Origin of the sequence: Pseudomonas sp. TE3-3-F2023, assembly GCF_036784815.1 — a bacterium.
Lineage (GTDB): Bacteria > Pseudomonadota > Gammaproteobacteria > Pseudomonadales > Pseudomonadaceae > Aquipseudomonas > Aquipseudomonas pudica.
This window is the reverse complement of sequence record NZ_CP145113.1, coordinates 4,065,323-4,088,568: the sequence shown is the minus strand read 5'-3', so window position 1 is coordinate 4,088,568 and position 23,246 is coordinate 4,065,323. Positions and strand designations below refer to the sequence as shown.

Annotated in this window: 20 protein-coding genes; 10 read left to right on the top strand and 10 right to left on the bottom strand. The window is 63.8% G+C overall.

Annotated elements, in window-relative coordinates:
* Positions 1-98 precede the first annotated feature (98 nt).
* A complete protein-coding gene (locus V3314_RS18505) occupies positions 99-695 on the bottom strand; it encodes a hypothetical protein (protein ID WP_046615239.1) in 597 nt (198 codons plus the stop codon).
* A 99-nt stretch (positions 696-794) separates the two neighbouring features.
* Complete coding sequence (locus tag V3314_RS18500; protein ID WP_025338767.1) at positions 795-1,700, bottom strand: LysR family transcriptional regulator; 906 nt, start codon at positions 1,698-1,700, stop codon at positions 795-797.
* 388 nt (positions 1,701-2,088) lie between these two features.
* Between V3314_RS18500 and katG the strand changes: the two genes are divergently transcribed.
* A complete protein-coding gene (katG, locus tag V3314_RS18495) occupies positions 2,089-4,347 on the top strand; it encodes a catalase/peroxidase HPI (protein WP_338459454.1) in 2,259 nt (752 codons plus the stop codon).
* A 116-nt stretch (positions 4,348-4,463) separates the two neighbouring features.
* Positions 4,464-5,792 (top strand): CDP-diacylglycerol--serine O-phosphatidyltransferase, encoded by a 1,329-nt coding sequence (gene pssA / locus V3314_RS18490; protein ID WP_080958472.1) that lies wholly within the window; start codon positions 4,464-4,466, stop codon positions 5,790-5,792.
* Between the two features lie 49 nt (positions 5,793-5,841).
* On the opposite strand, the gene V3314_RS18485 is transcribed toward pssA, so the two are convergent.
* The gene (locus V3314_RS18485; RefSeq protein WP_046615242.1) at positions 5,842-6,189 is read right to left on the bottom strand and encodes a hypothetical protein; all 348 of its coding nucleotides are present in this window, start codon (positions 6,187-6,189) and stop codon (positions 5,842-5,844) included.
* 306 nt (positions 6,190-6,495) lie between these two features.
* Here V3314_RS18485 and V3314_RS18480 point away from each other — a divergent pair, with 306 nt between their 5' ends.
* Positions 6,496-7,638: a GGDEF domain-containing protein gene (locus V3314_RS18480; protein WP_046615243.1), complete on the top strand. Its 1,143-nt coding sequence runs from the start codon at positions 6,496-6,498 to the stop codon at positions 7,636-7,638.
* 62 nt (positions 7,639-7,700) lie between these two features.
* On the opposite strand, the gene ppnN is transcribed toward V3314_RS18480, so the two are convergent.
* Both ppnN and V3314_RS18470 read right to left on the bottom strand, forming a co-directional pair.
* A complete protein-coding gene (ppnN, locus tag V3314_RS18475; RefSeq protein ID WP_046615244.1) occupies positions 7,701-9,074 on the bottom strand; it encodes a nucleotide 5'-monophosphate nucleosidase PpnN in 1,374 nt (457 codons plus the stop codon).
* Positions 9,075-9,283: 209 nt separating this feature from the next.
* Positions 9,284-10,345, bottom strand: a complete 1,062-nt coding sequence (locus tag V3314_RS18470) for a YeiH family protein (protein WP_046615245.1) — start codon at positions 10,343-10,345, stop codon at positions 9,284-9,286.
* A gap of 111 nt (positions 10,346-10,456) precedes the next feature.
* Between V3314_RS18470 and V3314_RS18465 the strand changes: the two genes are divergently transcribed.
* Positions 10,457-11,344 (top strand): LysR family transcriptional regulator, encoded by an 888-nt coding sequence (locus V3314_RS18465; RefSeq protein ID WP_046615246.1) that lies wholly within the window; start codon positions 10,457-10,459, stop codon positions 11,342-11,344.
* Positions 11,345-11,355: 11 nt separating this feature from the next.
* Here V3314_RS18465 and pncB read toward each other — a convergent pair whose 3' ends face one another.
* Together pncB and V3314_RS18455 are read right to left on the bottom strand one after the other, a co-directional pair.
* The gene (pncB, locus tag V3314_RS18460; protein ID WP_046615247.1) at positions 11,356-12,555 is read right to left on the bottom strand and encodes a nicotinate phosphoribosyltransferase; all 1,200 of its coding nucleotides are present in this window, start codon (positions 12,553-12,555) and stop codon (positions 11,356-11,358) included.
* Complete coding sequence (locus V3314_RS18455) at positions 12,552-13,202, bottom strand: isochorismatase family protein (RefSeq protein WP_046615248.1); 651 nt, start codon at positions 13,200-13,202, stop codon at positions 12,552-12,554. Before V3314_RS18455 ends, pncB begins: the two co-directional genes overlap by 4 nt.
* Positions 13,203-13,340: 138 nt before the next feature.
* Here V3314_RS18455 and V3314_RS18450 point away from each other — a divergent pair, with 138 nt between their 5' ends.
* Positions 13,341-14,045, top strand: coding sequence for an NUDIX domain-containing protein (locus V3314_RS18450; RefSeq protein ID WP_046615249.1), 705 nt, complete (start codon positions 13,341-13,343; stop codon positions 14,043-14,045).
* A gap of 65 nt (positions 14,046-14,110) precedes the next feature.
* Here the strand turns inward: V3314_RS18450 and V3314_RS18445 are convergent, their stop codons facing one another.
* A complete protein-coding gene (locus V3314_RS18445; RefSeq protein WP_135002806.1) occupies positions 14,111-14,704 on the bottom strand; it encodes a helix-turn-helix domain-containing protein in 594 nt (197 codons plus the stop codon).
* A gap of 313 nt (positions 14,705-15,017) precedes the next feature.
* On the opposite strand from V3314_RS18445, the gene glnT reads away from it, so the two are divergent.
* From glnT to V3314_RS18420, 5 genes are all read left to right on the top strand, one after another.
* Positions 15,018-16,352, top strand: coding sequence for a type III glutamate--ammonia ligase (glnT, locus tag V3314_RS18440; RefSeq protein WP_046615251.1), 1,335 nt, complete (start codon positions 15,018-15,020; stop codon positions 16,350-16,352).
* A gap of 66 nt (positions 16,353-16,418) precedes the next feature.
* Entirely contained in the window at positions 16,419-17,324 is a 906-nt protein-coding gene (locus V3314_RS18435) for a glutamine amidotransferase family protein (protein WP_085599139.1), read from the top strand.
* A gap of 27 nt (positions 17,325-17,351) precedes the next feature.
* Positions 17,352-18,026, top strand: a complete 675-nt coding sequence (locus V3314_RS18430; protein WP_025338783.1) for a protein glxC — start codon at positions 17,352-17,354, stop codon at positions 18,024-18,026.
* 15 nt (positions 18,027-18,041) lie between these two features.
* A complete protein-coding gene (locus tag V3314_RS18425) occupies positions 18,042-19,367 on the top strand; it encodes an FMN-binding glutamate synthase family protein (RefSeq protein WP_085599135.1) in 1,326 nt (441 codons plus the stop codon).
* 166 nt (positions 19,368-19,533) lie between these two features.
* A complete protein-coding gene (locus V3314_RS18420; RefSeq protein ID WP_338459453.1) occupies positions 19,534-20,838 on the top strand; it encodes an ammonium transporter in 1,305 nt (434 codons plus the stop codon).
* Positions 20,839-20,964: 126 nt separating this feature from the next.
* Here V3314_RS18420 and V3314_RS18415 read toward each other — a convergent pair whose 3' ends face one another.
* Entirely contained in the window at positions 20,965-22,377 is a 1,413-nt protein-coding gene (locus tag V3314_RS18415) for a cytosine permease (protein WP_025338785.1), read from the bottom strand.
* A gap of 414 nt (positions 22,378-22,791) precedes the next feature.
* Positions 22,792-23,244 (bottom strand): Lrp/AsnC family transcriptional regulator, encoded by a 453-nt coding sequence (locus V3314_RS18410; RefSeq protein WP_015270735.1) that lies wholly within the window; start codon positions 23,242-23,244, stop codon positions 22,792-22,794.
* Positions 23,245-23,246 lie beyond the last annotated feature (2 nt).

Sequence of the window (23,246 nt, the reverse complement as noted above, 5' to 3'; positions counted from 1 at the left end):
CCGGCAATATATGCATTTGCGCTGAAGCCCTGGGGCTGCTTCGCAGCCCTTTCGCGACACAAGGCCGCTCCTACAAGGGGCCCAGGTTTTCGTGGTCCTCAAACTCGACCCTTCAACAACGCCTGCAACGAATCGTCAAAGTCCCGCAGCGCATCTGCCTGCACCGCCCGCTCATCCTCGACCACCCGCGCCACATCGCCCAGGCGCTTGCTGGCCCGTCCTTCAGCGCGGCCGATATAGGTCAACTGGTCATCGAAAAAGCGAGCTACCACCCGGCTTTCGATATCCGCGCTGGCCAAACGGCTTTCGGTGTCCAGCAGCACGATCACATCCGGGTGGTCGCCCAGCAGCGTGTCCAGGTCGTCATAGAACGTCACTTCGGCAAACTGCTGCGCCAGTGACCGCGCCAGCCAGTCATACGCCTGGCTCTCGCTGCGCAGGGTCGCCACCGGGACGCGCTGGCCCTGGGCCGGCGCGGTGGCCTGGGTGCGATGGCTGCCGAGGTATTCGAGGGTCGCTGCGGCATCACGTCCCAGCAGCACGGCCACCCGCTGGCCAGGGCCCAGGATGACACTGGAAATGGCCGTGGCCGAATAGAAGTGCCCGTAGGGCTGCGTGTCGGTAGCCGCCGGGCTGGCACAACCGCCAAGGGCGGCCAGCAAGGCGAGCAGGGCTGCGATCATGCCGGTTTTCATGGGAGGCCTCATCAATCAGTGAATGCCGCCATCTTCCAACCGGGCTGTTCGCAGCGGAACTTGATGGCATTCATGGTAGCTATCGATGAGGTCGATGAATCACTGCGTGGCCATGAATTGCAGGATGCGTTCGCGCAGCCAGCGCTCGGCGGGGTCATTGTCCTGGGCGCCGCTCCAGACCATCGACAGTTCAGCCTCGGTGATGTCGAACGGCGCCGGGTCGGCGCGCAGGCTGCCGTCGTCGGCCAGGGCGCAGGCGGCGTAGTCCGGCACCGTGGCGATAAGTTCGGTGTTGCGCAGCAGGGCGCGCAGGCTGCCGAACTGCGGCACCGCCAGCACCACCTTGCGGCAACGGCCGATGCGTGCCAGGTCAAGGTCGATATTGCCGCTCATGTCGCCGGAGAACGACACCATTACATGTGGGCGGGCGCAGTATTCGTCGAGGGTCAGCGGGCCTGGGCGGTCATCGGCGCGCAGCACCCGCACGCCGATGTTGCGCAGCTTTCGGCGCTTGGCGGTGGCCGGCAGGTCAGTGGTGTAGCTCACGCCCACCGAGATCTCGCCGCTGGCCAACAGCCCTGGCATCAGCAGGAAGTTGGCTCGGCGCACCACCACGCTGATGTTCGGGGCCTCTTCGCGCAGGGCCTGCAGCAGGGCCGGGAACAGGCCGAACTCGGCATCGTCCGACAGGCCGAGGCGGAACACGTTGCAGCTGTTGACCGGGTCGAACTCGCGGGCGCGACTGATGGCGGCGGAAATCACGTCCATGGCCGGCCCCAGCTCGGCGAAGATCTGCATGGCCCGTGGGGTGGGCTCCATGGCCCGGCCGTTGCGGATCAGCAGCGGGTCGTCGAACAGCTCGCGCAGGCGGGCGAGGGCGGCGCTGACGGTGGGTTGGGTGATGAACAGCTTTTCGCCGACCCGGGTCAGGTTGCGTTCGATCATCAGGGCTTCGAACAGTACCAGCAGGTTCATGTCGACGCGGCGCAGGTCGTTGCGGTTCATGAGTGGGCGGGTTCCGGAGTAGAGGGGGTGGCGGTGTATTGAAGCATGTGGCCAGCCTGATTGCCTTGTATGGATGTGCCGGCCTCTTCGCGGGTAAACCCGCTCCTACAGGATCATCATGGGAAAGCTGACAGAGCCAACCTATCACCCCTCAATAGCCACTCTATTAGAACTCTGTCCAAGCTCGGCTAGTCTTTCCCCTGGCCCCGCGAGTTCCGCGAGCGGGCGGCGTGTCAGCACCTGCGTGCAAGACCGCACCAACCCCATCGTGACAGCTTCGCAAGCCCCGTGTAGACCTGATGAGGGGTAGCACGAGCCCACGCGCTCGGCTGAAAGAACACCTGGCAATGACCGGAAATCTGGATAACCGACCCAAAGGTACCCGCAGATGTCGAACGAATCGAAATGCCCGTTCCATCAAACCGCAGGTGGTGGCACCACCAACCGTGACTGGTGGCCTGACCAGCTCAACCTGAGAATTCTTCACCAACATTCCTCCAAGTCCGACCCGATGGACCCGGGTTTCGACTATGCCAAGGCGTTCAAGAGCCTCGACTTCCAGGCCCTGAAGCAAGACCTGACCGCCTTGATGACCGACTCCCAGGACTGGTGGCCCGCCGACTTCGGCCACTACGGCCCGCTGTTCATCCGCATGGCCTGGCACAGCGCCGGCACCTACCGCATCGGCGATGGCCGGGGTGGTGCAGGCTCTGGCCAGCAGCGCTTCGCCCCGCTCAACAGCTGGCCGGACAACGTCAGCCTGGACAAGGCCCGGCGTCTGCTGTGGCCGATCAAGCAGAAGTACGGCAACAAGATTTCCTGGGCCGACCTGATCGTGCTCACCGGCAACGTCGCCCTCGAATCCATGGGCTTCAAGACCTTCGGTTTCTCTGGCGGGCGTGCCGATGTCTGGGAGCCGGACGAGGACGTGTACTGGGGCTCGGAAAAGGTCTGGCTGGGCGGAGACATTCGTTATGGCAATGAGCAGGTCAAGGCCCAGCCGCCAGGCCAGGGTGACCTGGTAGCCGAGCCAGCCAAGCACGCAGAGGAGCAAAGCCGGGACCTGGCCGGCGAGCGCAACCTGGAAAACCCGCTGGCTGCCGTGCAGATGGGCCTGATCTACGTGAACCCGGAAGGCCCGGACGGCAACCCCGACCCGGTGGCCTCGGGCAGGGACATCCGTGACACCTTTGGCCGCATGGCCATGAACGATGAAGAAACCGTGGCGCTGATCGCCGGGGGCCACGCCTTCGGCAAGACCCACGGTGCCGGCCCTGCCGACAACGTCGGCCCCGAGCCGGAAGCAGCAGGCCTGGAGCTGCAAGGGTTGGGCTGGGCCAACAAGTTCGGCAGCGGCAAAGGTGGCGACACCATCACCAGCGGCCTCGAAGTGACCTGGACCTCGACCCCCACCCGATGGAGCAACGAATACCTCAACAACCTGTTCAACTTCGACTGGGAACTGACCAAGAGCCCGGCCGGTGCCCACCAGTGGCGGCCGAAGGAGGGCAAGGGGGCAGGCACTGTGCCGGATGCCCATGACCCGGCCAAGCGCCACGCGCCTTCCATGCTCACCTCCGACCTGGCACTGCGCTTCGACCCGATCTATGAGCCGATCGCCCGCCGCTTCAAGGACAACCCTGACCAGCTGGCAGACGCCTTCGCCCGCGCCTGGTACAAGCTGATCCACCGCGACATGGGCCCATTGGCGCGCTACCTCGGCCCGGAAATGCCCAACGAAGAGCTGCTGTGGCAAGACCCGCTGCCAAAAGTCGACCATCCGCTGGTAGGCGAGCAGGACGTTACCGAGCTCAAGGCCAAGGTGCTGGCGACGGGCCTGAGCGTTGGCGAGCTGGTGGCCACAGCCTGGGCGGCGGCGTCGACCTTCCGCGGTTCGGACAAGCGTGGCGGGGCCAATGGTGGCCGCCTGCGCCTGGCGCCGCAGAAGGACTGGCCGGCTAACCAAGGCACGGGCAAAGTGCTGGCGGCGCTCGAGAAGATCCAGGCCGAGTTCAATGCCGGTGGCAAGAAAATCTCCCTGGCCGACCTGATCGTTCTGGCTGGCGCCGCCGCAGTGGAAAAGGCTGCCAAGGACGCCGGGCACAACGTCAGCGTGGCGTTCCGCCCGGGGCGTACCGATGCCTTCCAGGCGCAGACCGACGTCGAGTCGTTCGCCGTGCTGGAACCGCTGGCCGATGGCTTCCGCAACTTCACCAAGGCCCGCTACAGCGTCAAGGCCGAGAAGCTGTTGCTGGACAAGGCCCAGCTGTTGACCCTGACCGCACCGGAAATGACCGTGCTGATCGGCGGCCTGCGCGTGCTCGGTGCCAACCATGGCGGCAGCCAGCAGGGCGTGTTCACCGACAAGGTCGGTACCCTGAGCAACGACTTCTTCCGCAACCTGCTGGACATGGGCGTTGAGTGGAAGCCGACCTCGGTGGATAACGAAGCCTTCGAAGGGCGGGACCGCAAGACCGGGCAGGTTAAATGGACAGGTAGCCGGGTTGACCTGGTGTTCGGTTCCCATGCCCAGTTGCGGGCGTTGAGCGAGGTGTACGGCAGCAGTGATGGCCAGGACAAGTTCGTGCGGGACTTTGTGGCGGCCTGGGAGAAAGTGATGGAGCTGGATCGCTTTGACCTGAAATAGCTTCGTCAGAAATGGGGGCTGCGAACCAGCCCCCATGCTCTCCGGGGGCTGGACCATTTCAATCTTCCTGTGCAAGCTGGTGCACGACAGTGATTGCACACAGAAGGTAATCGTTCGTGAACCCCGAAACCATGCTGGCGGCATTGCCAGGCTACGCCATGTCGGCAGAGTCCATCCAGGTGCTGCCCGATGCCAAGGCCTACCGCGCCTGCCTGCTTGAGCGCATCCGCGCCGCAACCCGGCGTATCGTCATCGTTGCGTTGTACCTGCAGGAAGACGAGGCTGGCCAGGAAGTGCTGGATGCCCTGTACCAGGCCAAGGCCGCGCGGCCAGGGCTGGAAATCACCATCGTGGTCGACTGGTTCCGTGCCCGCCGTGGCCTGCTGGGCGCCGGCCGCCAGCCGGGTAACGCCGCCTGGTACCAGGCACAGCGCCAGCACCATGGGCTGGACATCGTCATCCATGGCGTACCGGTCCAGACCCGCGAGCTGTTCGGCGTGTTGCACCTGAAGGGCAGCATCATCGACGACTGCGTGATCTACACCGGCGCCAGCCTCAACAACGTGTACCTGCACCGTTTCGACCGTTACCGCCTGGACCGCTACCACCTGTTCCAGTCACCAGAGCTGGCCGATGCGATGGTCGGGCTGGTGCGACGCCTGCTGCACCACACCGCCACACCGCGCCTCGACCTGCCGGCGCCACCCTCTACCCGCAGCCTGCGCGGTGACATCCGGCGCTTGCGCGCGCGGCTGCGGCGCATGGCCTATGAGGCACCGGCCAGCGCAGCAGGGCAGGGCCTGCGGGTTATTCCGCTGTTGGGTGTGGGCCGTGGCAACCCGCTGAACCGGGCGCTGTGCGCCTTGCTGGCGGCGGCGCGCACACAGGTCATCATCAGCACGCCGTACTTCAACCCACCCCGGGTGCTGATGCGCGAGCTCGACCATGCCCTGGCGCGTGGCGTGCGGGTGGAGCTGATCGTTGGTGATCGCACGGCCAACGATTTCTATATCGCCCCTGGCGAGCCGTTCAGCGCCAGCGGCGCGTTGCCCTACCTGTACGAAGACAACCTGCGCGCTTTCACCCGACGTCGCCACGCTGCGATTGCAAGCGGCCAGCTGCAGGTGCGGATCTGGAACGACCCCGGGCATACCTTCCATGCCAAGGGCGTGTGGGTCGACCAGCGCTATTCGCTGCTGACCGGCAACAACCTGAACCCGCGCGGCTTCAACCTGGACCTGGAGAACGGCCTGCTGATCGATGACCCGCAAGAGCAATGGCTGGGGCCACGGGAGGCAGAGTTGGCCGAGTTGCGCCGGCATGCGCCGAAGATCGGCTCGGCAGAGGAATTGGGAGTCAAGGCCGAGCACCCCAAGGAAGTGCGCAGGTTCCTGCGGCGGCTGCGCTATAGCCGGCTGGAGCCGCTGATCAAACGGGTGCTCTGAGGGAATTCAAGCGTTTTTGTGGGAGCGGCCTTTTTGTCCGGGCAACGGCTTACTGCGCCGGGGCCAGGCGAATACCACTCACCTGCACCTGATCACCGGGCTTGAAGCGGGCATTGGGCGAGCGATAGCGCTGGGTACTGCCGTCGTCATGGCGTACCACGTAGGCTGCATCGCTGTGTCCACTGCCTTGTTGCACGGCGGCTCCGCCAAATGCACCCAGGGCTGCACCGGCGATGGCGCCGAACGGGCCGCCGAGCGCGGCACCGACCATCAGGCCGGTGACGCCCCCGACGCCATGGCCCACCGTGTTGTCGGGGCTTTCCGAGAGCACCTCGTCGGCGCAGGCGGGCAGGGCGATGGACAGGGACATCGCCAGGGGGAGAAGGATATTTTTCATGATGGTTATTTCCGCAAGGCAGGTAGTGGCGAAGAGAATGGTTCAGCTTTCGTGCCAGCTGGGCAGCCCTTGCAGATGGGGGTGTTACGCTGGTGTGTTGTCATAACGACAGCAGTTTTTGTGGTGCAAATGACTGGCTGATGTCAATATGACATTTCGCCCGCACGGTATTGGCCAGGGCTGGGCTATCATTTGCAGGCTGGTGGTGTAAGGCTCCTCTGAAAAGTCATCACGAGCGCATACAATCGGGCCTTTTCCTCGTCAACCAGATAGGCCGAACCGTTCATGGCGCTTGATCCACCCACGATGCTGACTATCTCGATCGCCCTGGCTGCAGCGGCTGCGTTGTACCTGGCGATCGAGTGGCGCAGCGTCCGCGAGCCGTCACTGCTGTTCTGGAGCGCAGGCTTTGCCACCATCACGATTGGTTCCACTCTGGCCTTGCTGCGCGGCATCGGTTTGTTGCTGATCGGTATCTGGTTCGCCAACGGCCTGCTGGTGGTGGCGCACTGGTTCTTCCTGATGGGTGTGTTGCGTTTCACCCAGGAGCGGCTGTCGCGTATCTGGTTATCGGTCGTGCTGGTGTGGTTCGCCTTGCTGCTGTTGCCTGTGGGGCCGCAGTGGTCGAAGGTGATGCTGATGGTCAACTCGTTGCTGGTGGCGCTGTTGACGCTCAAGGCCAGCTGGCTGTTGCGGCCGCATGGCAGGTCTTTGAGTGTTGGCGCGGTGCAGTTGCGCTATGTGTTGCTGGTTCATGGGTTGTTCTATGTGGCCAAGGCGATCATTGCGATCACACCGGGTACGTTGATTGACCTGGCCACCTTCGGCGGGCTGATCATTCAGGTTTCGTTGGTCGAAGGTGCGATGGCGATCATGCTGATTGCCTTGTCGATGACTGGCACCGTGCGCTACCGGCGCGAGGAGCGGATTGCCCGCCTGGCAGCTCGTGACCCGTTGACAGCGCTGTACAACCGACGTGCACTGGAGGTGCGGGCGGGGCCTTTCTTCAAGGCAGTGGACTCGGCGCAACCCGGGGCCTTGCTATTGATCGACATCGACAATTTCAAACTGGTCAACGACCTGCACGGGCATGTTGCGGGGGACCGCTTGCTGATTGCCCTGAGCGAGATGATTCGTGCGGTGCTGCCCGAGCGCTCGCTGGCGGCGCGGCTGGGTGGTGATGAGTTCGTCATTCTGCTGTGTGGTGCGAGCAGCGAGCGGGTCATGGAGCTGGGAGGACTGCTGCGCGAGCAGTTCCAGCAGTATGCCAGCAAGACGGTACCTACGCCGCAGCCGGTCACCTTGAGCATCGGCGCCAACCTGTTCGACCAACCGCCGACGAGCCTTGCAGCCTTGATCGAGCAGGGGGATGTCGCCTTGTACCAGTCCAAGCGCGGTGGGCGCGACAGCATCCGCTTCGTCGAACGACCGATGGCCGATCTCAGTTAGCCATATCCAAAAAGCCAAATAGCTGCAGGCCCCGTCCGTGGGGCCTCAGCAAGAATGGCGACTCAGGTCACCACCTGGTAGCACGGTACATACGCCGCGCCGCCAGGTAACTTCATCCGATGCTGGTCGACGAACGCCTGCAACAGCCGGCCCAGTGGGTCCAGCACGGCGCTGTCGCCACGGATCTGGTACGGCCCGTGTTCCTCGATCAGGCGGATGCCCTTGTCTTTCACGTTGCCAGCAACGATGCCGGAAAACGCCCGGCGCAGGTTGGCGGCCAGTTCGTGAGCCGGCAGCTCGCGGCGCAGGTCGAGGTCGGCCATGGCCTGGTGGGTCGGGTCGAACGGGCGCTGGAAGCTCTCCTCGATCTTCAGCAGCCAGTTGAAGTGGAAGGCATCGTTGCGCTCGCGGCGGAACTGCTTCACCGCCTTGAGCCCTTCGACCATGTGCCGGGCAACTTCAGCCGGGTCATCGATGATGATCTCGTACAGGCGGTGCGCCGCTTCACCCAAGGTGGCGCCCACGAAGGCATGCAATTGTTGCAGGTACGGCTCGGCGCTGCGCGGGCCGGTGAGTACCACCGGGAAAGGCAGGTCCTGGTTGTCCGGATGCATGAGGATGCCCAGCAGGTAGAGGAACTCCTCGGCCGTGCCGGCACCGCCCGGGAAGATGATGATGCCGTGGCCGACCCGGACGAAAGCTTCCAGACGCTTCTCGATGTCCGGCAGGATCACCAGTTCGTTGACGATCGGGTTGGGCGCTTCGGCGGCGATGATGCCCGGCTCGGTGAGGCCCAGGTAGCGGCTGCCGTGCATGCGTTGCTTGGCGTGGGCAATGGTGGCGCCCTTCATAGGGCCCTTCATCACACCCGGGCCGCAGCCTGTGCACACGTCCAGCTTGCGCAGGCCCAGCTCGTGGCCGACCTTCTTGGTGTACTGGTATTCCTCGCTGCTGATCGAATGGCCACCCCAGCACACCACCATCTTCGGCTCCACGCCCGGGCGCAGGGTGCGGGCGTTACGCAGCAGGTGGAAGACATAGTCGGTGATGCCCTGGGAGCTTTCCAGGTCGATGCGCTGGCTGGCCAGCTCGCTTTCGGTGTAGACGATGTCGCGCAGTGCGCTGAACAGCATTTCACGGGTGCTGGCGATCATTTCGCCATCGACGAAGGCGTCGGCCGGGGCATTCAGCAGCTCCAGGCGCACGCCGCGGTCCTGTTGATGGATACGTACCTCGAAATCCTGATAGGCCTCGAGTATGGTCTTGGCATTGTCGACATGGGCGCCGGTGTTGAGGATGGCCAGGGCGCACTGGCGGAAAAGGGTGTAAAGGCTGCCGGTACCGACTTCACTCAGTTGCTGCACTTCACGTTGTGACAGCGTCTCCAGGCTGCCTTTGGGGCTGACGGATGCATTGATGACATTGCGTTGAGGCATCTAAGTCTTTCCTGTGCGGGTAAAACATCCTTCTTTGACAACACCATACCGAGAAATGTGGACGGCAACGAGGGGGGAGTGGAAAAAGCTTGAGACCAGGCTGGCTTCTTCGCGGGCTTGCCCGCTCCCACAGGGGCCGCGCCGCTTTCAGGCTTGCGCTGGACCTGTAGGAGCGGGCAAGCCCGCGAAGCAGGCGACTCGGTCTCAAGTCATCCCAACAGCTTCTGCACACCCAGGGTAATGGCCACGCCACCAAACACCAGCCAAAGGTTGAGAATCGCCCCGGTGGCCAGTGCCCGCGGCCCGGCCTGGCGAATCTGGCTGAGGCGCGTCTCCATCCCCAGCGCGGTCATGGCCATGGTCAGGGCGAAGGTATCCAGGCTGTTGATCGTCTGGGTCAGGCTGCCCGGCAACACCTGCAGCGAGTTCACCAGTACCAGCGCGAGGAAGCCGAAGGCGAACCAGGGCATGGCGATGCGCCCATTGCCCTGTGCCTGGCCCGGCTGGCGCGCGCGGCTGATCCAAAGGCCCACCACCAGCAGTACCGGTACCAGCAACATCACCCGGGTCATCTTGACGATGGTGGCGATATGCGTGGCCTCGGGGCTGACGTTGCTGGCCGCACCGACCACCTGGGCCACTTCGTGAATGGTGCCTCCCAGGAACAGCCCGGCGCCCATGGTGTCCAGGTGCAGCCAGCTGGCATTGATCGCCAATGGGTAGAGGAACATCGACAGGGTGCCGAACAGCACCACGCTACCCACCGCCATGGCACTTTTATGCGGTGCACTGCGCAGGGCCGACTCGAAGGCCAGTACCGCGGCGGCGCCGCAGATGGCGCTGCCGGCTGCGGTCAGCAAGGCGGTATCGCGGTCCAGCTTGAACAGCTTCATGCCGCACCACAGGCCGATCAGCAGTGTGCTGGACACCACCAGCAACGACACGATGAGCCCGGACCAGCCGACTTCGGCAATTTCCTGCAGGCTTACCCGCAGGCCAAAGAAGGCCACGGCAATGCGCAGCAGGCCGCGGGCCGAAAAGTTGATACCCGCCGCCCAGCTTGCCGGTACACCGTCACGCAGTGCATTGCCGTAAAGCGCACCGGCGACGATACCGACGATCAGCGGGCTGATGCCCATGTTGGCAATGGCGGGCAGGGCAGCCAACTGGGTGACCGCAAGCGCGAACAGCGCGACGAACAGGATGCCATTGAGCCGCCCTCGGGTAGAGAGGGTAGGAGCAAAGGCGGGGTTGGACGGAGCCGTGGCCATGTGAGTCCTCCGGAAAAGTGTTTCGACATGGCTTACGTTAGTCTGGTTATAAGCTTATAAAAAATCGTAATTTAGGATGGCAAATATCCGTTTAGCTGATATTTTTCATTCATGACCCCAGAACAACTGATAACGTTTGCTACCGTCGCCGAGCACGGCAACATCAGCCATGCGGCCCAGGCCCTGCACTTGTCGCAGCCGGCGGTGTCTGGCCAGCTCAAGTTGCTGCAGGAGGCCTTTGGCGAGCCTCTGTATCAGCGCGCCGGCCGTGGTGTGCGGCTGACAGCAGCCGGCGAGCAATTGCTGGCACATGCCGAGCGCTTGCGCGAAACCTTCCGTCAGGCCCAGGCATTGCGCGAGGCCATGCGCGGGCTGGAGCGCGGCACCTTGCGCATCGGCGCCAGTACCACGCCGGCAAGCTACCTGCTGCCTTACCTGATTGCCGATTTCCATGCCCGCTATCCGGAAGTGCTGGTGAGTACTTCCAACGGCAACACGGCGGAAATCGTCGCTGCGCTGGATAGCGTCGATATCGCCCTGATCGAAGGGCCGCCTGGGCAGGAACTGCCATTGGGCACGGCGGTGACCGCGTGGCGGGAAGACGAGATCGTGGCCATCGTGCCGCGTGCTCATCCGCTGGCTGGCAGTGACCGGCAGACACTGGAATCACTGGGGGCCTACCCGTTGGTGTTGCGCGAGAGCGGCTCGGGTGTGCGGCAGATCGTCGAGCGGGCATTTGCCCGCAGCGGCGTGGCGATGCGCGTGGCGCTGGAAATTGCCGGGGTGGAAGGGGTGAAGGAAGCGGTGCGGGCCGGGATGGGGATCGGTTTTGTATCGGCGATGTCGATCCGGCATGAGGATGGGGCGTTGCAGCGGTTGCAGGTCGTGCCGCAGGCGCTGGTGCGGCGGTTTTCCATTCTGGTGCCGCATGCCGCCACCCCCTCGCGGGCTGCGGCGCGGTTTCTGGAGTTGTGTGTTGGTCTGCAAGAGGTGGGGTGACTGTGCAGGCCTCAATCCACCCGAAAGACATGCTTCAGATAGGCCACGAAGTTCTCATCCCGGCACTGTGTCTTGCCCGGGCTGTCGGAAATCTTGGCCACCGGGGCCCCATTGCACGCGGTCATCTTGATCACGATGTTCATTGGCTCCACCCCCGGGATATCGCAGGTCAGCCTGGTACCAATGCCAAAGCTCACATTGATCCGCTCATGCAACGCCCGGTACAACCCCAGCGCCTTGGGAAGGTCCAGCCCGTCGGAAAAGATCAGGGTCTTGCTCTTCGGGTCGATCCCCAGCCGCTCATAGTGGGCAATGGCCTTGTCCGCCCAGGCCAGCGGGTCGCCCGAATCGTGCCGCAAGCCATCGAACAGCTTGGCGAAGTACAGGTCGAAGTCGCCCAGGAACGCGTCCATGGTGATGCAGTCGGTCAGGGCAATGCCCAGCAGTCCCCGGTATTCCCGCACCCAGCATTCCAGCGCGGCAGCCTGGCTGTCGACCAGGCGTGGGCCAAGTTGCTGGTGGGCCATGAACCACTCGTGGGCCATGGTGCCGATCGGCTTGAGCTGGTATTCGCGGGCCAGGTGCACGTTGCTGGTGCCGACAAAGCGGCCCGGGAAGTCACGCTTCAGAATGTGCACCACCTCGTCCTGCACCCGGTAGGAGAAGCGCCGCCGGGTGCCGAAGTCGGCCAGTTGGAAACCGGCCAGTTCATCGGCGCTGGCTGCGGCCTTCAGCCAGTCGAGGTTCTGATACAGGCGCTCGCGGACTTGCTCGATCACCACCTCGCGATACCGATAGCGGTTGCGTACCTCGCTGATGATCGCCAGTAGCGGGATCTCGTAGAGAATCACGTGCAACCACGGCCCGCGCACGCGAATCGCCAGTTGGCCGGCATCATCCAGGCCTACCTGTACATAGCGCAGGTTGAAGCGGAACAGGCTGAGAAAGCGGATGAAGTCCGGTTTGATGAACGGGATCTTCTCCAGGTAGGCGAGCTGGTCATGCGTGACGCTGACATCGGCCAGTTGCTCGACCTGGTAGCGGATTTCCGCCAGGTAAGGTGCGAGGTTCTCGCCGTTACGGCAGCGGAATTCCCATTCCACCTCGGCGTTGGGATAGTTGTGCAGCACCGCCTGCATCATGGTGATCTTGTAGAAGTCGGTGTCCAGCAGGTTCTGGATGATGCGTGGGCCGAAAACGCTGTCGCTCATGGGCGGTCTTCCTTGATCAGAGAGAGCTGGTGGTCGAGCGCGGCTTCGTCGCCGCAGAGGATCACGCCCTCGGCAGCCAGGGCGCCACATGCCTCGATGGCGCCCGCCTGGGTGAGGGCGCGGCAGGCCGGCAGGTACAACAGCACCCGAAAGCCAGCCTGGCGCAATTGGCGAGCGGTGGTCCTGACGCAATAGTCCAGGGCCAGGCCACCGACGATCACCGCGCCCACCTGCTGTACCTTGAGGTACTCGATCACCCCGGTGGAGCGGCGCTCGGCCAGGTCGTGATAGCAGGCGCCGTAGGGGTGCAGGTCGGGCTCGACGCCTTTCCACACGAAATAGTCGTAGTCGATGGGGGCAGGCAGGCCGGGCAGCAACTCGAAGCCGGGCGTGCCGGGGACACAGTGGCTGACCCAGGTCAGGTCAGCGTTGGCCAGTTGCAAGGGCTGCAGCATGTGCGCGGGGTCGGCGACTACCCAGGCGGCGTTGGCCGGGTGGGCGTCCTTGCTGCCCAGGCGCAGGTCGGCACGCAAGGCCATGGTATTCAGATCAGCCGCGATTTCGTCACCCTCGGGGACGGGCAGTTCTTGCGGCACATTGCTGGTGAAGCCGTTCTGGGCGTCGACATCGAAACTGGCGATCTTCATGGCGGTTCTCCTCGCTGGAATGGCTATATAATTCACCTGGTGTATTAAGTGTGTCAAGTGGCATTTGAAATAGGCTTTTTGCTTGCCTTACTTAGATTCCCTGGTGGATTATGGGGCGCTTGAACAAGGAGTCGCCCGGTGAATGCAGTAGAAGTTCTGGCCAGCGTCGATATCGTGGCGCTGCGCATGGCCCCCGAAGCTCAGCATCTGCAGGTGCTGTTGCACCGTCGTGAGCGTGAACCGCATGCCGGCCAGTGGGCCCTGCCCGGGGTGATCGTCAATGGCCGCACCCCCGACACCAGCCTGGAAGCTGCCGCCGAACGCGCGCTGCGCGAGAAAACCCAGGTAGTACCGTGCTACATGGAACAGGTGGGCACCGAGGGCAATGCTTTCCGCGACCCGCGTGGATGGTCACTCAGCACCTATTACCTGGCATTGCTTGATCCGAGGCAGGTCGTCGAAGGCGAGCAACTGGCGTTTTTCGACTTGGACAGCGTATTGGCGCGCAAGGTGCTGTTGCCCTTTGATCATAACCTGCTGGTGGAGCGCGCCCGTGAGCGGCTGGCGGCGAAGACGGTGTACAGCAGCCTGCCGCTGTACCTGCTGGCGGAGAAGTTCACTGTGCTGGATGCGCTAGGTGCAGTGCAGGCTTGCCTGGGGCAGGCGGTGAACAACACCTCGCTGCGCAAACGCCTGGAGCGCTTGCGCGAGCTGGGGTGGGTGAGTGATACCGGTGAGAAGAACCAGCCGAGGCTGGGTAGGCCGCAGCAGTTGTATCGATACACACCACAGGGGGAGCGGGCGTTCATGTTTGATCGCAGTCTGCTGCCTGAGGGCGCTTAGTCGCCTGTATCTGTGCGTGCAGCGGTTGGCATCCTGTTGATCCGCGGGTGCCTTGCTGCACCGCGTCACTCGTCGCCGTAGTTCATGATCGACAACAGGCGGATGGGTACCTGCACCAGCTTCTCGGGGCCGTGCGGGGTCTCGCCGTCGAAAGTCAGGCTGTCGCCCGCCTGCATGTGATAGAGCTGGTTGCCGTGGCGGTACACCAGTTCACCCTCCAGCAGGTGGAGGAACTCGGTGCCGGGGTGGGCGAAGGTCGGGAACTCTTCGCTGGCGTCATCCATGGTCACCATGTACGCCTCGAAGTTCTTCTTCGGCCCCCTGGCGTGGTTGAGCAAATGGTAGGTGTGGCCTTTCTCGGTACCGCGGCGCACCACCTCCAGCCCTTCACCGGCTTTCACCAACAAGGCATTACCGTCGGGCTGGTCATATTGGCTGAACAGCTTGGCCATCGGCATGCCCAGCACGTCGCACAGGCGGCTGAGGGTGTCGAGGCTGGTGGACACCTGGGCGTTCTCGATCTTGCTCAGCATGCCTTGGCTGATGCCGGCGATGCGCGCCACGTCGGCGAGCTTGAGGGACTGGGCCTGGCGCTGGCGCTTGATCTGCATGCCCAGGTACTGCTCCAGACGAAGGCGCGGTTCGGTTTCGGTTGGCATCGAATGTCCTGCACGGTTTCAGTTCAAGAATAATGTTTTCGCACTAGGAAAGTGCGAAATGGCAGCTGCGGTGGACGCATCTTTCCTCGGGTGAAAACAAGTTTCCCATAAACGGAGCGTGGAAATCTGCTTGGTTTTGGGTTGTCGGTGCCGGCCTCTTCGCGGGTAAACCCGCTGCCACAAGCCCGCGAAGAGGCCCGAACAGGCAACACAAGGTTGCACCTGAATGAAGTTGGCAAGCGCATTGCATTCCTGTGAGGAAAGTAAGTTTCTCTTGCGGAATCATTGCCCCTTGCTCAGGAGTGTCCAACCCATGTTGCCAGCAGAAACCCAGCGCACCCTCGATCAGCACGGCATCAAGTACGTGCTGGCGCAGTTCGTCGATATCCATGGCTCGGCGAAGACCAAATCGGTGCCGGTCTCGGGCCTGAAGATGGTGGCCGAGGAGGGCGCCGGCTTTGCCGGGTTCGCCATCTGCGGCATGGGCATGGAACCGCACGGCCCCGATTTCATGGCCCGCGGCGACCTTTCGACCTTGATCCCGGTACCCTGGCAGCCGGGGTACGGCCGGGTGGTGTGTGTAGGCCACGTGAACGGCCAACCCTGGCCCTACGACAGCCGCTACGTGTTGCAGCAGCAGGTGCAGCGCCTGGCTGACAAAGGCTGGACCCTGAACACCGGCCTTGAGCCCGAGTTCAGCCTGTTCCGCCGCGACGAGGAGGGCAAGCTGCAACTGGTGGACGCTTCCGACAACCTCGACAAGCCCTGCTACGACTACAAAGGCCTGTCGCGCTCGCGGCTGTTCCTCGAGCGGCTGACCGAGGCGTTGCAGCCGGTGGGCTTCGACATCTACCAGATCGACCACGAGGACGCCAACGGCCAGTTCGAGATCAACTACACCTACAGCGACGCCATGGAGTCGGCCGACCGCTTCACCTTCTTCCGCATGGCCGCCGGCGAGATCGCCAACGACCTGGGGATGATCTGCTCGTTCATGCCCAAGCCCGACCCCAAGCGCGCCGGCAATGGCATGCACTTCCACCTGTCGCTGGCCAGCAGCACCAACAAGAACCTGTTCCATGACCCGTCCGACAGCAGCGGCATGGGCCTGTCGAAGCTGGCCTACCACTTTGCCGCGGGCCTGCTGGCCCATGGCCCGGCGCTGTGCGCCTTCGCTGCGCCCACGGTCAACTCGTACAAGCGCCTGGTGGTCGGCCGCTCGCTATCCGGCGCCACCTGGGCCCCGGCGTTTGTCGCCTACGGCGCCAACAACCGCTCGGCGATGGTGCGTATCCCCTATGGCCGCCTGGAGTTCCGCCTGCCGGACGCTGGCTGCAACCCGTACCTGGTCACCGCCGCGATCATCGCCGCCGGCCTCGATGGCATCGACCGTCAGCTGGAGCCGGGCGAGATGTGCAACGAGAACCTCTACAACCTGAGCCTGGAAGAGATTGCCGCACGCGGTATCAAGACCTTGCCGCAGTCGTTGAAGGAAGCCGCCGACGCCCTGGAGGCCGATCCGCTGTTCCGCGAAGTGCTGGGCGGCGAGATCGTCGACGAGTTCATCAAGCTCAAGCGCATGGAGTGGGTGGAGTACTGCCGCCATGTCTCCGACTGGGAAATCCAGCGTTACACCGAGTTCTTCTGACCGCCCCCAATCCCTTGGGCGGCCAGCACGAAAACGGTCGCCCACTGCCTTGTAAGGAGCATCACCATGTGTGGAATCGTAGGTCTGTACCTGAAAAAGCCCGAGCTGGAAGCCCAGCTCGGCAAGCTCTTCGAACCCATGCTCGAAGCCATGACCGACCGTGGCCCGGACAGCGCCGGTTTTGCCATCTACGGCGACGAGGTGGCCGATGGCTGGGTCAAGCTCACCCTGCAGGCCACTGACATCAACTACCCCTGGGCGGCCCTGATGGGCCAGCTGGAAGGGCGCCTGGGCTGCTCGCTGGACTGGTTCCAGAACGCCAGCGCCGCCGTGCTCAAGGTGCACACCGGCGAGGCGTCGGCCCGCCATGCCCTGAGCGAACTGGCCCCTGACGTGCGCATCATGAGCGCCGGACAGAGCATCGAGATCCTCAAGGGCATGGGCCTGCCGGCGGAAATCTCCAGCCGCTTCGGCCTGGCCGGAATGAAAGGCAGCCACATCATCGGCCATACCCGCATGGCCACCGAAAGCGCCGTGACCATGGAGGGCAGCCACCCGTTCTCCACCGGCGCCGACCTGTGCCTGGTGCACAACGGTTCGCTGTCCAACCACTTCCGCCTGCGCCAGGAGCTCAAGCGCGAAGGCATCTGCTTCGAGACCGACAACGACACCGAAGTGGCCGCCGGCTACCTGACCTGGCGCCTGCAGCAGGGCGACAGCCTGGCCCAGGCCCTGGATGGCGCCCTTGAGGACCTCGATGGCTTCTTCACCTTCGCCATCGGCACCCGCAATGGCTTTGCCGTGATCCGCGACCCGATCGCCTGCAAGCCCGCCGTGCTGGCCGAGACCGATGACTACGTGGCCATGGCCTCGGAGTACCAGGCGTTGGCCAGCCTGCCGGGCATCGAGAACGCCAAGGTCTGGGAACCGACCCCGGCCACCCTGTACGTCTGGGAACGCGAAGGCGCCTGACCTGCCACCGAACCACTGGAGAACCACATGAAGACGATCGACCTTTCCAGCACCTCGGTGCGAGTCCTCAACCAGTCCTTGCACGGTGAGGTGCAGGACCACGAATGGCGGGTGACCCACCCCGACGGCAAGCACAACCTGGCCGTGGGCATCAACGCCGCAGTGGCCGTGGATATCGAAGGCCACGCCGGCTACTACTGCGCCGGCATGAACCAGCAGGCCAGCGTCACCGTGCATGGCAACGTCGGTGTCGGCGTGGCCGAGAACATGATGTCCGGCTCGGTGCGGGTCAAGGGCAGCGCCTCCCAGGCCGCCGGCGCCACCGCCCACGGCGGGCTGCTGGTGATCGAGGGCGACGCCGGCGCGCGTTGCGGTATTTCCATGAAGGGCGTGGATATCGTCGTCGGCGGCAGCATCGGCCACATGAGCTGCTTCATGGGCCAGGCGGGGCGTTTGGTGGTGTGTGGCGATGCCGGCGATGCGCTGGGCGATTCGCTGTACGAAGTGCGCATCTACGTCAAAGGTGCGGTGCAGTCGCTGGGCTCGGACTGCATCGAGAAAGAGATGCGCGCCGAGCACTTGCAAGAGCTGCAGGAACTGCTGAACAAGGCCGGCCTGGACCACAAGGCTGCCGATTTCAAACGCTACGGCTCGGCTCGCCAGCTGTACAACTTCAAAGTCGACAACGCCAGCGCGTACTGATTCAGGAGCATTCCCATGAGCGAGCAATTCCCCCCGGTACTGCGTGAGTCGGCCACCTTCGATCGCCTGACCATCCAGGAAATCCAGCGTGCTGCCGAAACCGGCATCTACGACATCCGCGGTGGTGGCACCAAGCGCCGCGTGCCGCACTTCGACGACCTGCTGCTGCTCGGTGCCAGCGTGTCGCGCTACCCGCTGGAAGGCTACCGCGAGAAGTGCGGCACCGATGTGTTGCTGGGCACCCGCTTCGCCAAGAAGCCGATCCACCTGAAGATACCGGTGACCATCGCCGGCATGAGCTTCGGCGCGCTGTCGGCCAACGCCAAAGAGGCGCTTGGCCGTGGTGCGACCATCGCCGGCACCAGCACCACCACGGGCGACGGCGGCATGACGCCGGAAGAGCGCGGCCAGTCGCAACACCTGGTGTACCAGTACCTGCCGTCGCGCTACGGCATGAACCCCGATGACCTGCGCAAGGCCGATGCCATCGAGATCGTCCTCGGCCAGGGTGCCAAGCCGGGCGGTGGCGGCATGCTGCTGGGCATGAAGGTGACCGAGCGCGTGGCCGGCATGCGCACCTTGCCGATCGGCGTCGACCAACGCAGCGCCTGCCGCCACCCGGACTGGACCGGCCCGGATGACCTGGCGATCAAGATTGCCGAGATCCGCGAGATCACCGACTGGGAAAAACCCATCTACGTGAAGATCGGCGCCAGCCGCCCGTACTACGACGTAAAGCTGGCGGTGAAGGCCGGTGCCGATGTGATCGTGCTCGACGGCATGCAGGGCGGTACCGCCGCGACTCAGGAAGTGTTCATCGAGCACGTTGGCATCCCCATCTTGCCGGCCATTCCACAGGCAGTGCAGGCGCTGCAGGAAATGGGCATGCACCGCAAGGTGCAGCTGATCGTCTCCGGTGGTATTCGCAATGGTGCCGACGTGGCCAAGGCCATGGCCCTCGGGGCTGATGCGGTGGCCATTGGCACTGCGGCGTTGATCGCGCTGGGTGACAACCACCCGCGGCTGGATGCCGAACTGAAGAAGATCGGCTCGGCGGCCGGTTTCTATGACGACTGGCAAAATGGCCGCGACCCGGCCGGCATTACCACCCAGGACCCGGAACTGGCCGGGCGCCTGAACCCGGAGGAGGCCGGGCGCCGTCTGGCCAACTACCTGCGGGTGCTGGTGCTGGAGGCGCAGACCATGGCGCGGGCGTGTGGCAAGTCGCACTTGCACAACCTCGACCCGGAGGACCTGGTGGCGTTGACCGTGGAGGCTGCGGCGATGGCGCGAGTGCCTTTGGCGGGGACTGCCTGGGTGCCGGGGCAGGCGCGGTACTGAGTTATCGGTAATTGGGGCCGCTTTGCGGCCCATTCGCGGCACAAGGCCGCTCCTGCAGGGGACCGCGTCTCTGTGCCTGCGCGGCCCCCTGCAGGAGCGGCCTTGTGTCGCGATGGGCTGCAAGGCAGCCCAAGGGCACCCCCACCATTCACACAGGAGTGACTCCATGAAGCACCTCACCCTCGCTGTAATGTTGTTGGCCCTGACCACCCGGGCCCACGCCGCCGATCCCACCCTGGACACCGGCAACACCGCCTGGATGATCTGCGCTGCGATGTTCGTGCTGATGATGTGCATCCCGGGCCTGGCACTGTTCTACGGTGGCATGGTGCGGGCCAAGAACTTCCTCTCGGTGTTCACCCAGCTGTTCGCCGTTGCCGGGGTGATCGGCATTCTCTGGGTGCTGTTCGGCTATAGCCTGGTGGTAGACACCACCGGCATGGTCGAGGGGCAGTTGACCGTCAACAGTTTCATCGGCGGGCTGGACAAGGCGCTGATGCTGGACATCGGCCATGACAGCCTGGTCGGTAGCATCCCCGAAGGCGTGTTCGCGGTGTTCCAGCTGACCTTCGCCATCATCACCCCGGCGCTGATTGCCGGTGGTTTTGCCGAGCGCATGAAGTTCAGTGCTTCATTGCTGTTCATGGCCGCCTGGTTCGTGCTGGTGTATGCGCCGATCGCGCATATGGTCTGGGGCGGGCCGGGGGCATTGTTGGTCGACTGGGGCGTGCTGGACTTTGCCGGTGGTACCGCCGTGCATATCAACTCCGGTGTGGCAGCGCTGGCTGCGGCCTTGATGCTGGGCAAGCGCAAGGGCTACCCGCAGGTGGCCATGCCGCCGCACAACCTCGGTTTCACCCTGGTGGGCGCCGGGCTGCTGTGGGTGGGCTGGTTCGGCTTCAACGTCGGCTCGGGGCTGGCGGCCAACCAGGCGGCGGGGGTGGTGATGCTGGCGACCATGGTGGCGGCCTGTGCGGGGATTGTCGGCTGGTTGCTGACCGAGAAGGTGGCGCATGGTCGGCCGACGGCCTTGGGTGCAGCTTCAGGGGCTTTGGCAGGGTTGGTCGGGATTACCCCGGCCTGTGCATTTGTCGGGCCGCTGGGCGCGCTGGTGATCGGGCTGTTGACCGGGGCCATCTGTTTCTTTGCCGTGACCCGGTTGAAGCAGGCGCTGGGCTACGACGACAGCCTGGATGTGTTCGGCCTGCATGGCGTGGGCGGAATGGTCGGCGCGATCCTTACCGGGGTCTTTGCCGCGCCTTCGTTGGGCGGTTATGTGGAGGGTGCGTCACCCGTCGGGCAGGCATTGGTGCAGTTTAAGGGGGTGGCGTTCACCTTCGTGTATTGCTTTGTAGTGAGTTGGGCGATTCTGGGGGCGATCGAGCTGACCATCGGGCTGCGGGCCAGCCGGGAAGAGGAAGAACAGGGGCTGGACCTTGCGGAGCACAATGAGCGGGCCTACAACCTCTGACTGATGTGTTGCCTGTACCGGCCTGTTCGCGGGTAAACCCCCTCCCACAGGGGAATCACAGATCCTGAGACGTGCGATATCACTGTGGGAGCGGGTTCACCCGCGAACAGGCCGGTACAGTTTGAATCAATGCCCCATGGCCACCTTGGCGCTCATCTGACGGCGACGGTAGGCGCTGTCACGGCTGGCCAGCCACCAGTACAGCGGCGAAGTAACGGCCAACCCCACCAGCCACGACAGGTCCGCTCCGTTGATATGTTCGGAAATCGGCCCGACATACAGCGGCGTGTTCATGAACGGGATCTGCACCACGATGCCCACGGCATAGGCAATCAGCGCCTGCGGGTTGTAGCGCCCGTAGATGCCGCCATCGACCTGGAAGATCGACTGGATATCGTAGTCACCCTTGTGGATGGCATAGAAGTCGATCAGGTTGATCGCTGTCCACGGCACCAGCACCACCAGCAGCACCAGCACCATGTCGACGAAGTGGCCGATGAAGTCCGCCGAGGCGAACACCGCCACCACGCAGCAGGCCGTCAGCACTACCAGCGACAGCACGGCGCGGCTCTTGGCGGTGGGGATCCAGCGGTGGGCGAAGGTTTGCACCAGGGTGATGATCGACAGCACGGCGCCATACAGGTTGAGGGCGTTGTGGCTGATCACGCTGAGCAGGAACAGCACCAGCATGATCGGGCCGAGGGTGCCGGTGGCCAGCTTGACCGCGTCCATGGTGTCCATGCCGGCCGGGATCGCCAGCACCGCCACGGCGCCGAAGATGAACGACAGGCTCGAACCCAGGGCCGAGCCCAGGTAGGTAGTCCAGAACGTCGAGCTGACCTTCACGTCCGCCGGCAGGTAGCGCGAGTAGTCCGACACGTAGGGCGCAAAGGCGATCTGCCACAGCGCCGCCAGCGACACGGTGGCCAGCCAGCCGGCCAGGTTGAAGCCGCCGCGGGTGAGAAAGTCGTCGCTTTGCACGTGGCTGAAGATGTAGCCGAAACCGACCACGATGCCGATACCCAGCACCCAGGTGCCGATGCGGTTGAGCACGTGGATGAAGCGGTAGCCGATGATGCCGATGATGCCCGAGCCCAGTGCACCGATGACGATGCCCACCGGTACCGGCACGGCATCGACCACGCCGTGCAGCGACTTGCCGGCGAGGACGATGTTGGAGGCGAAGAAGCCGATGTACATGACCCCGGCGATCACCACCACCAGCAGCGCGCCGAGCGAGCCGAACTGGGCGCGGCTCTGGATCATCTGCGGGATGCCCATCTGCGGGCCCTGGGCCGAGTGCAGCGCCATCAGTACACCACCAACCAGGTGGCCGACCAGGATGGCGACGATGCCCCACACCAGGTTCAGGTGGAACAGTTGCACACCCAGTGCACCGGTGACGATGGGCAGCGGCGCGATGTTGCCGCCGAACCACAGTGTGAACAGATCCCTTACCTTTCCATGGCGGTCTTGCGGGGGCACGTAGCCGATCGTGTGTTTTTCTATGAGGGGTGCCGAATTGGCTGCACTGGTCATGACTGACTCCAAGGCAAGGTAGGGCATCGGGAGCTGCCCGGGGGCGTGCCGGCGAAGGGCGACGCGTTCTTGTTGGAGCGATGATGCGGGGCGCGGGGATAACGAGAAATTAGTAAATATGTGCCCATAAACCTTAAAAAACCTAAGGCTGACAAAAGGTCAAGCGGAGGACGATAGCAAGGAGGGTGCCAGGGAGCGGGAGGGCTTGGGCTAGCGGGGTTCGGACCTTGTGGAGGCGAGAGGTGGTGTGCTTTGGTGGGGCGCCGTGCACGTTTTCAGGGCAGATAAAAAGGTTGCCAGTGCCGGCCCTATCGCGGGTGAACCCGCTCCCACAGGTACTGCGCATGACTTGAAATCAATGCGGCCGAGGTGGGAGCGGGTTCACCCGCGAAATGGCCGGCACTGGCAACAACGCTACATCGGCAACAACCGATCCTGAATCACCTCTTTCATCACCAGCGTCGAACTCAAGCGCTTCACATTGGGAATGCTGGTCAGCTGCTCGTCATACAGTTTCTGGAACGCCGGCAAATCCTTGGCCACCACATGCAGCAGGTAATCCGGGTCGCCAAACAGCCGCTGCGCCTCGACGATCTGCGGGATCTCGGCCAGCGCCGCTTCAAAGTCCGCTACCGGCTGACGAGTGACTTCGCGCAAGGTCACGAACACCAGCGCGGCAAAGTTCAGCCCCAGGGCGCTCGGCGCCAAGCGGGCGTGATAGCCAAGAATCGCCCCGGATTCCTCCAGCGCCTTCAAGCGCCGATGGCAGGGCGACAGGCTCAGCCCCACACGGTCGGCCAACTCGGTCACAGATAGCCGACCGTCCTTTTGCAGCTCGGCAAGAATTTTTCGATCAGTCCTGTCCATCA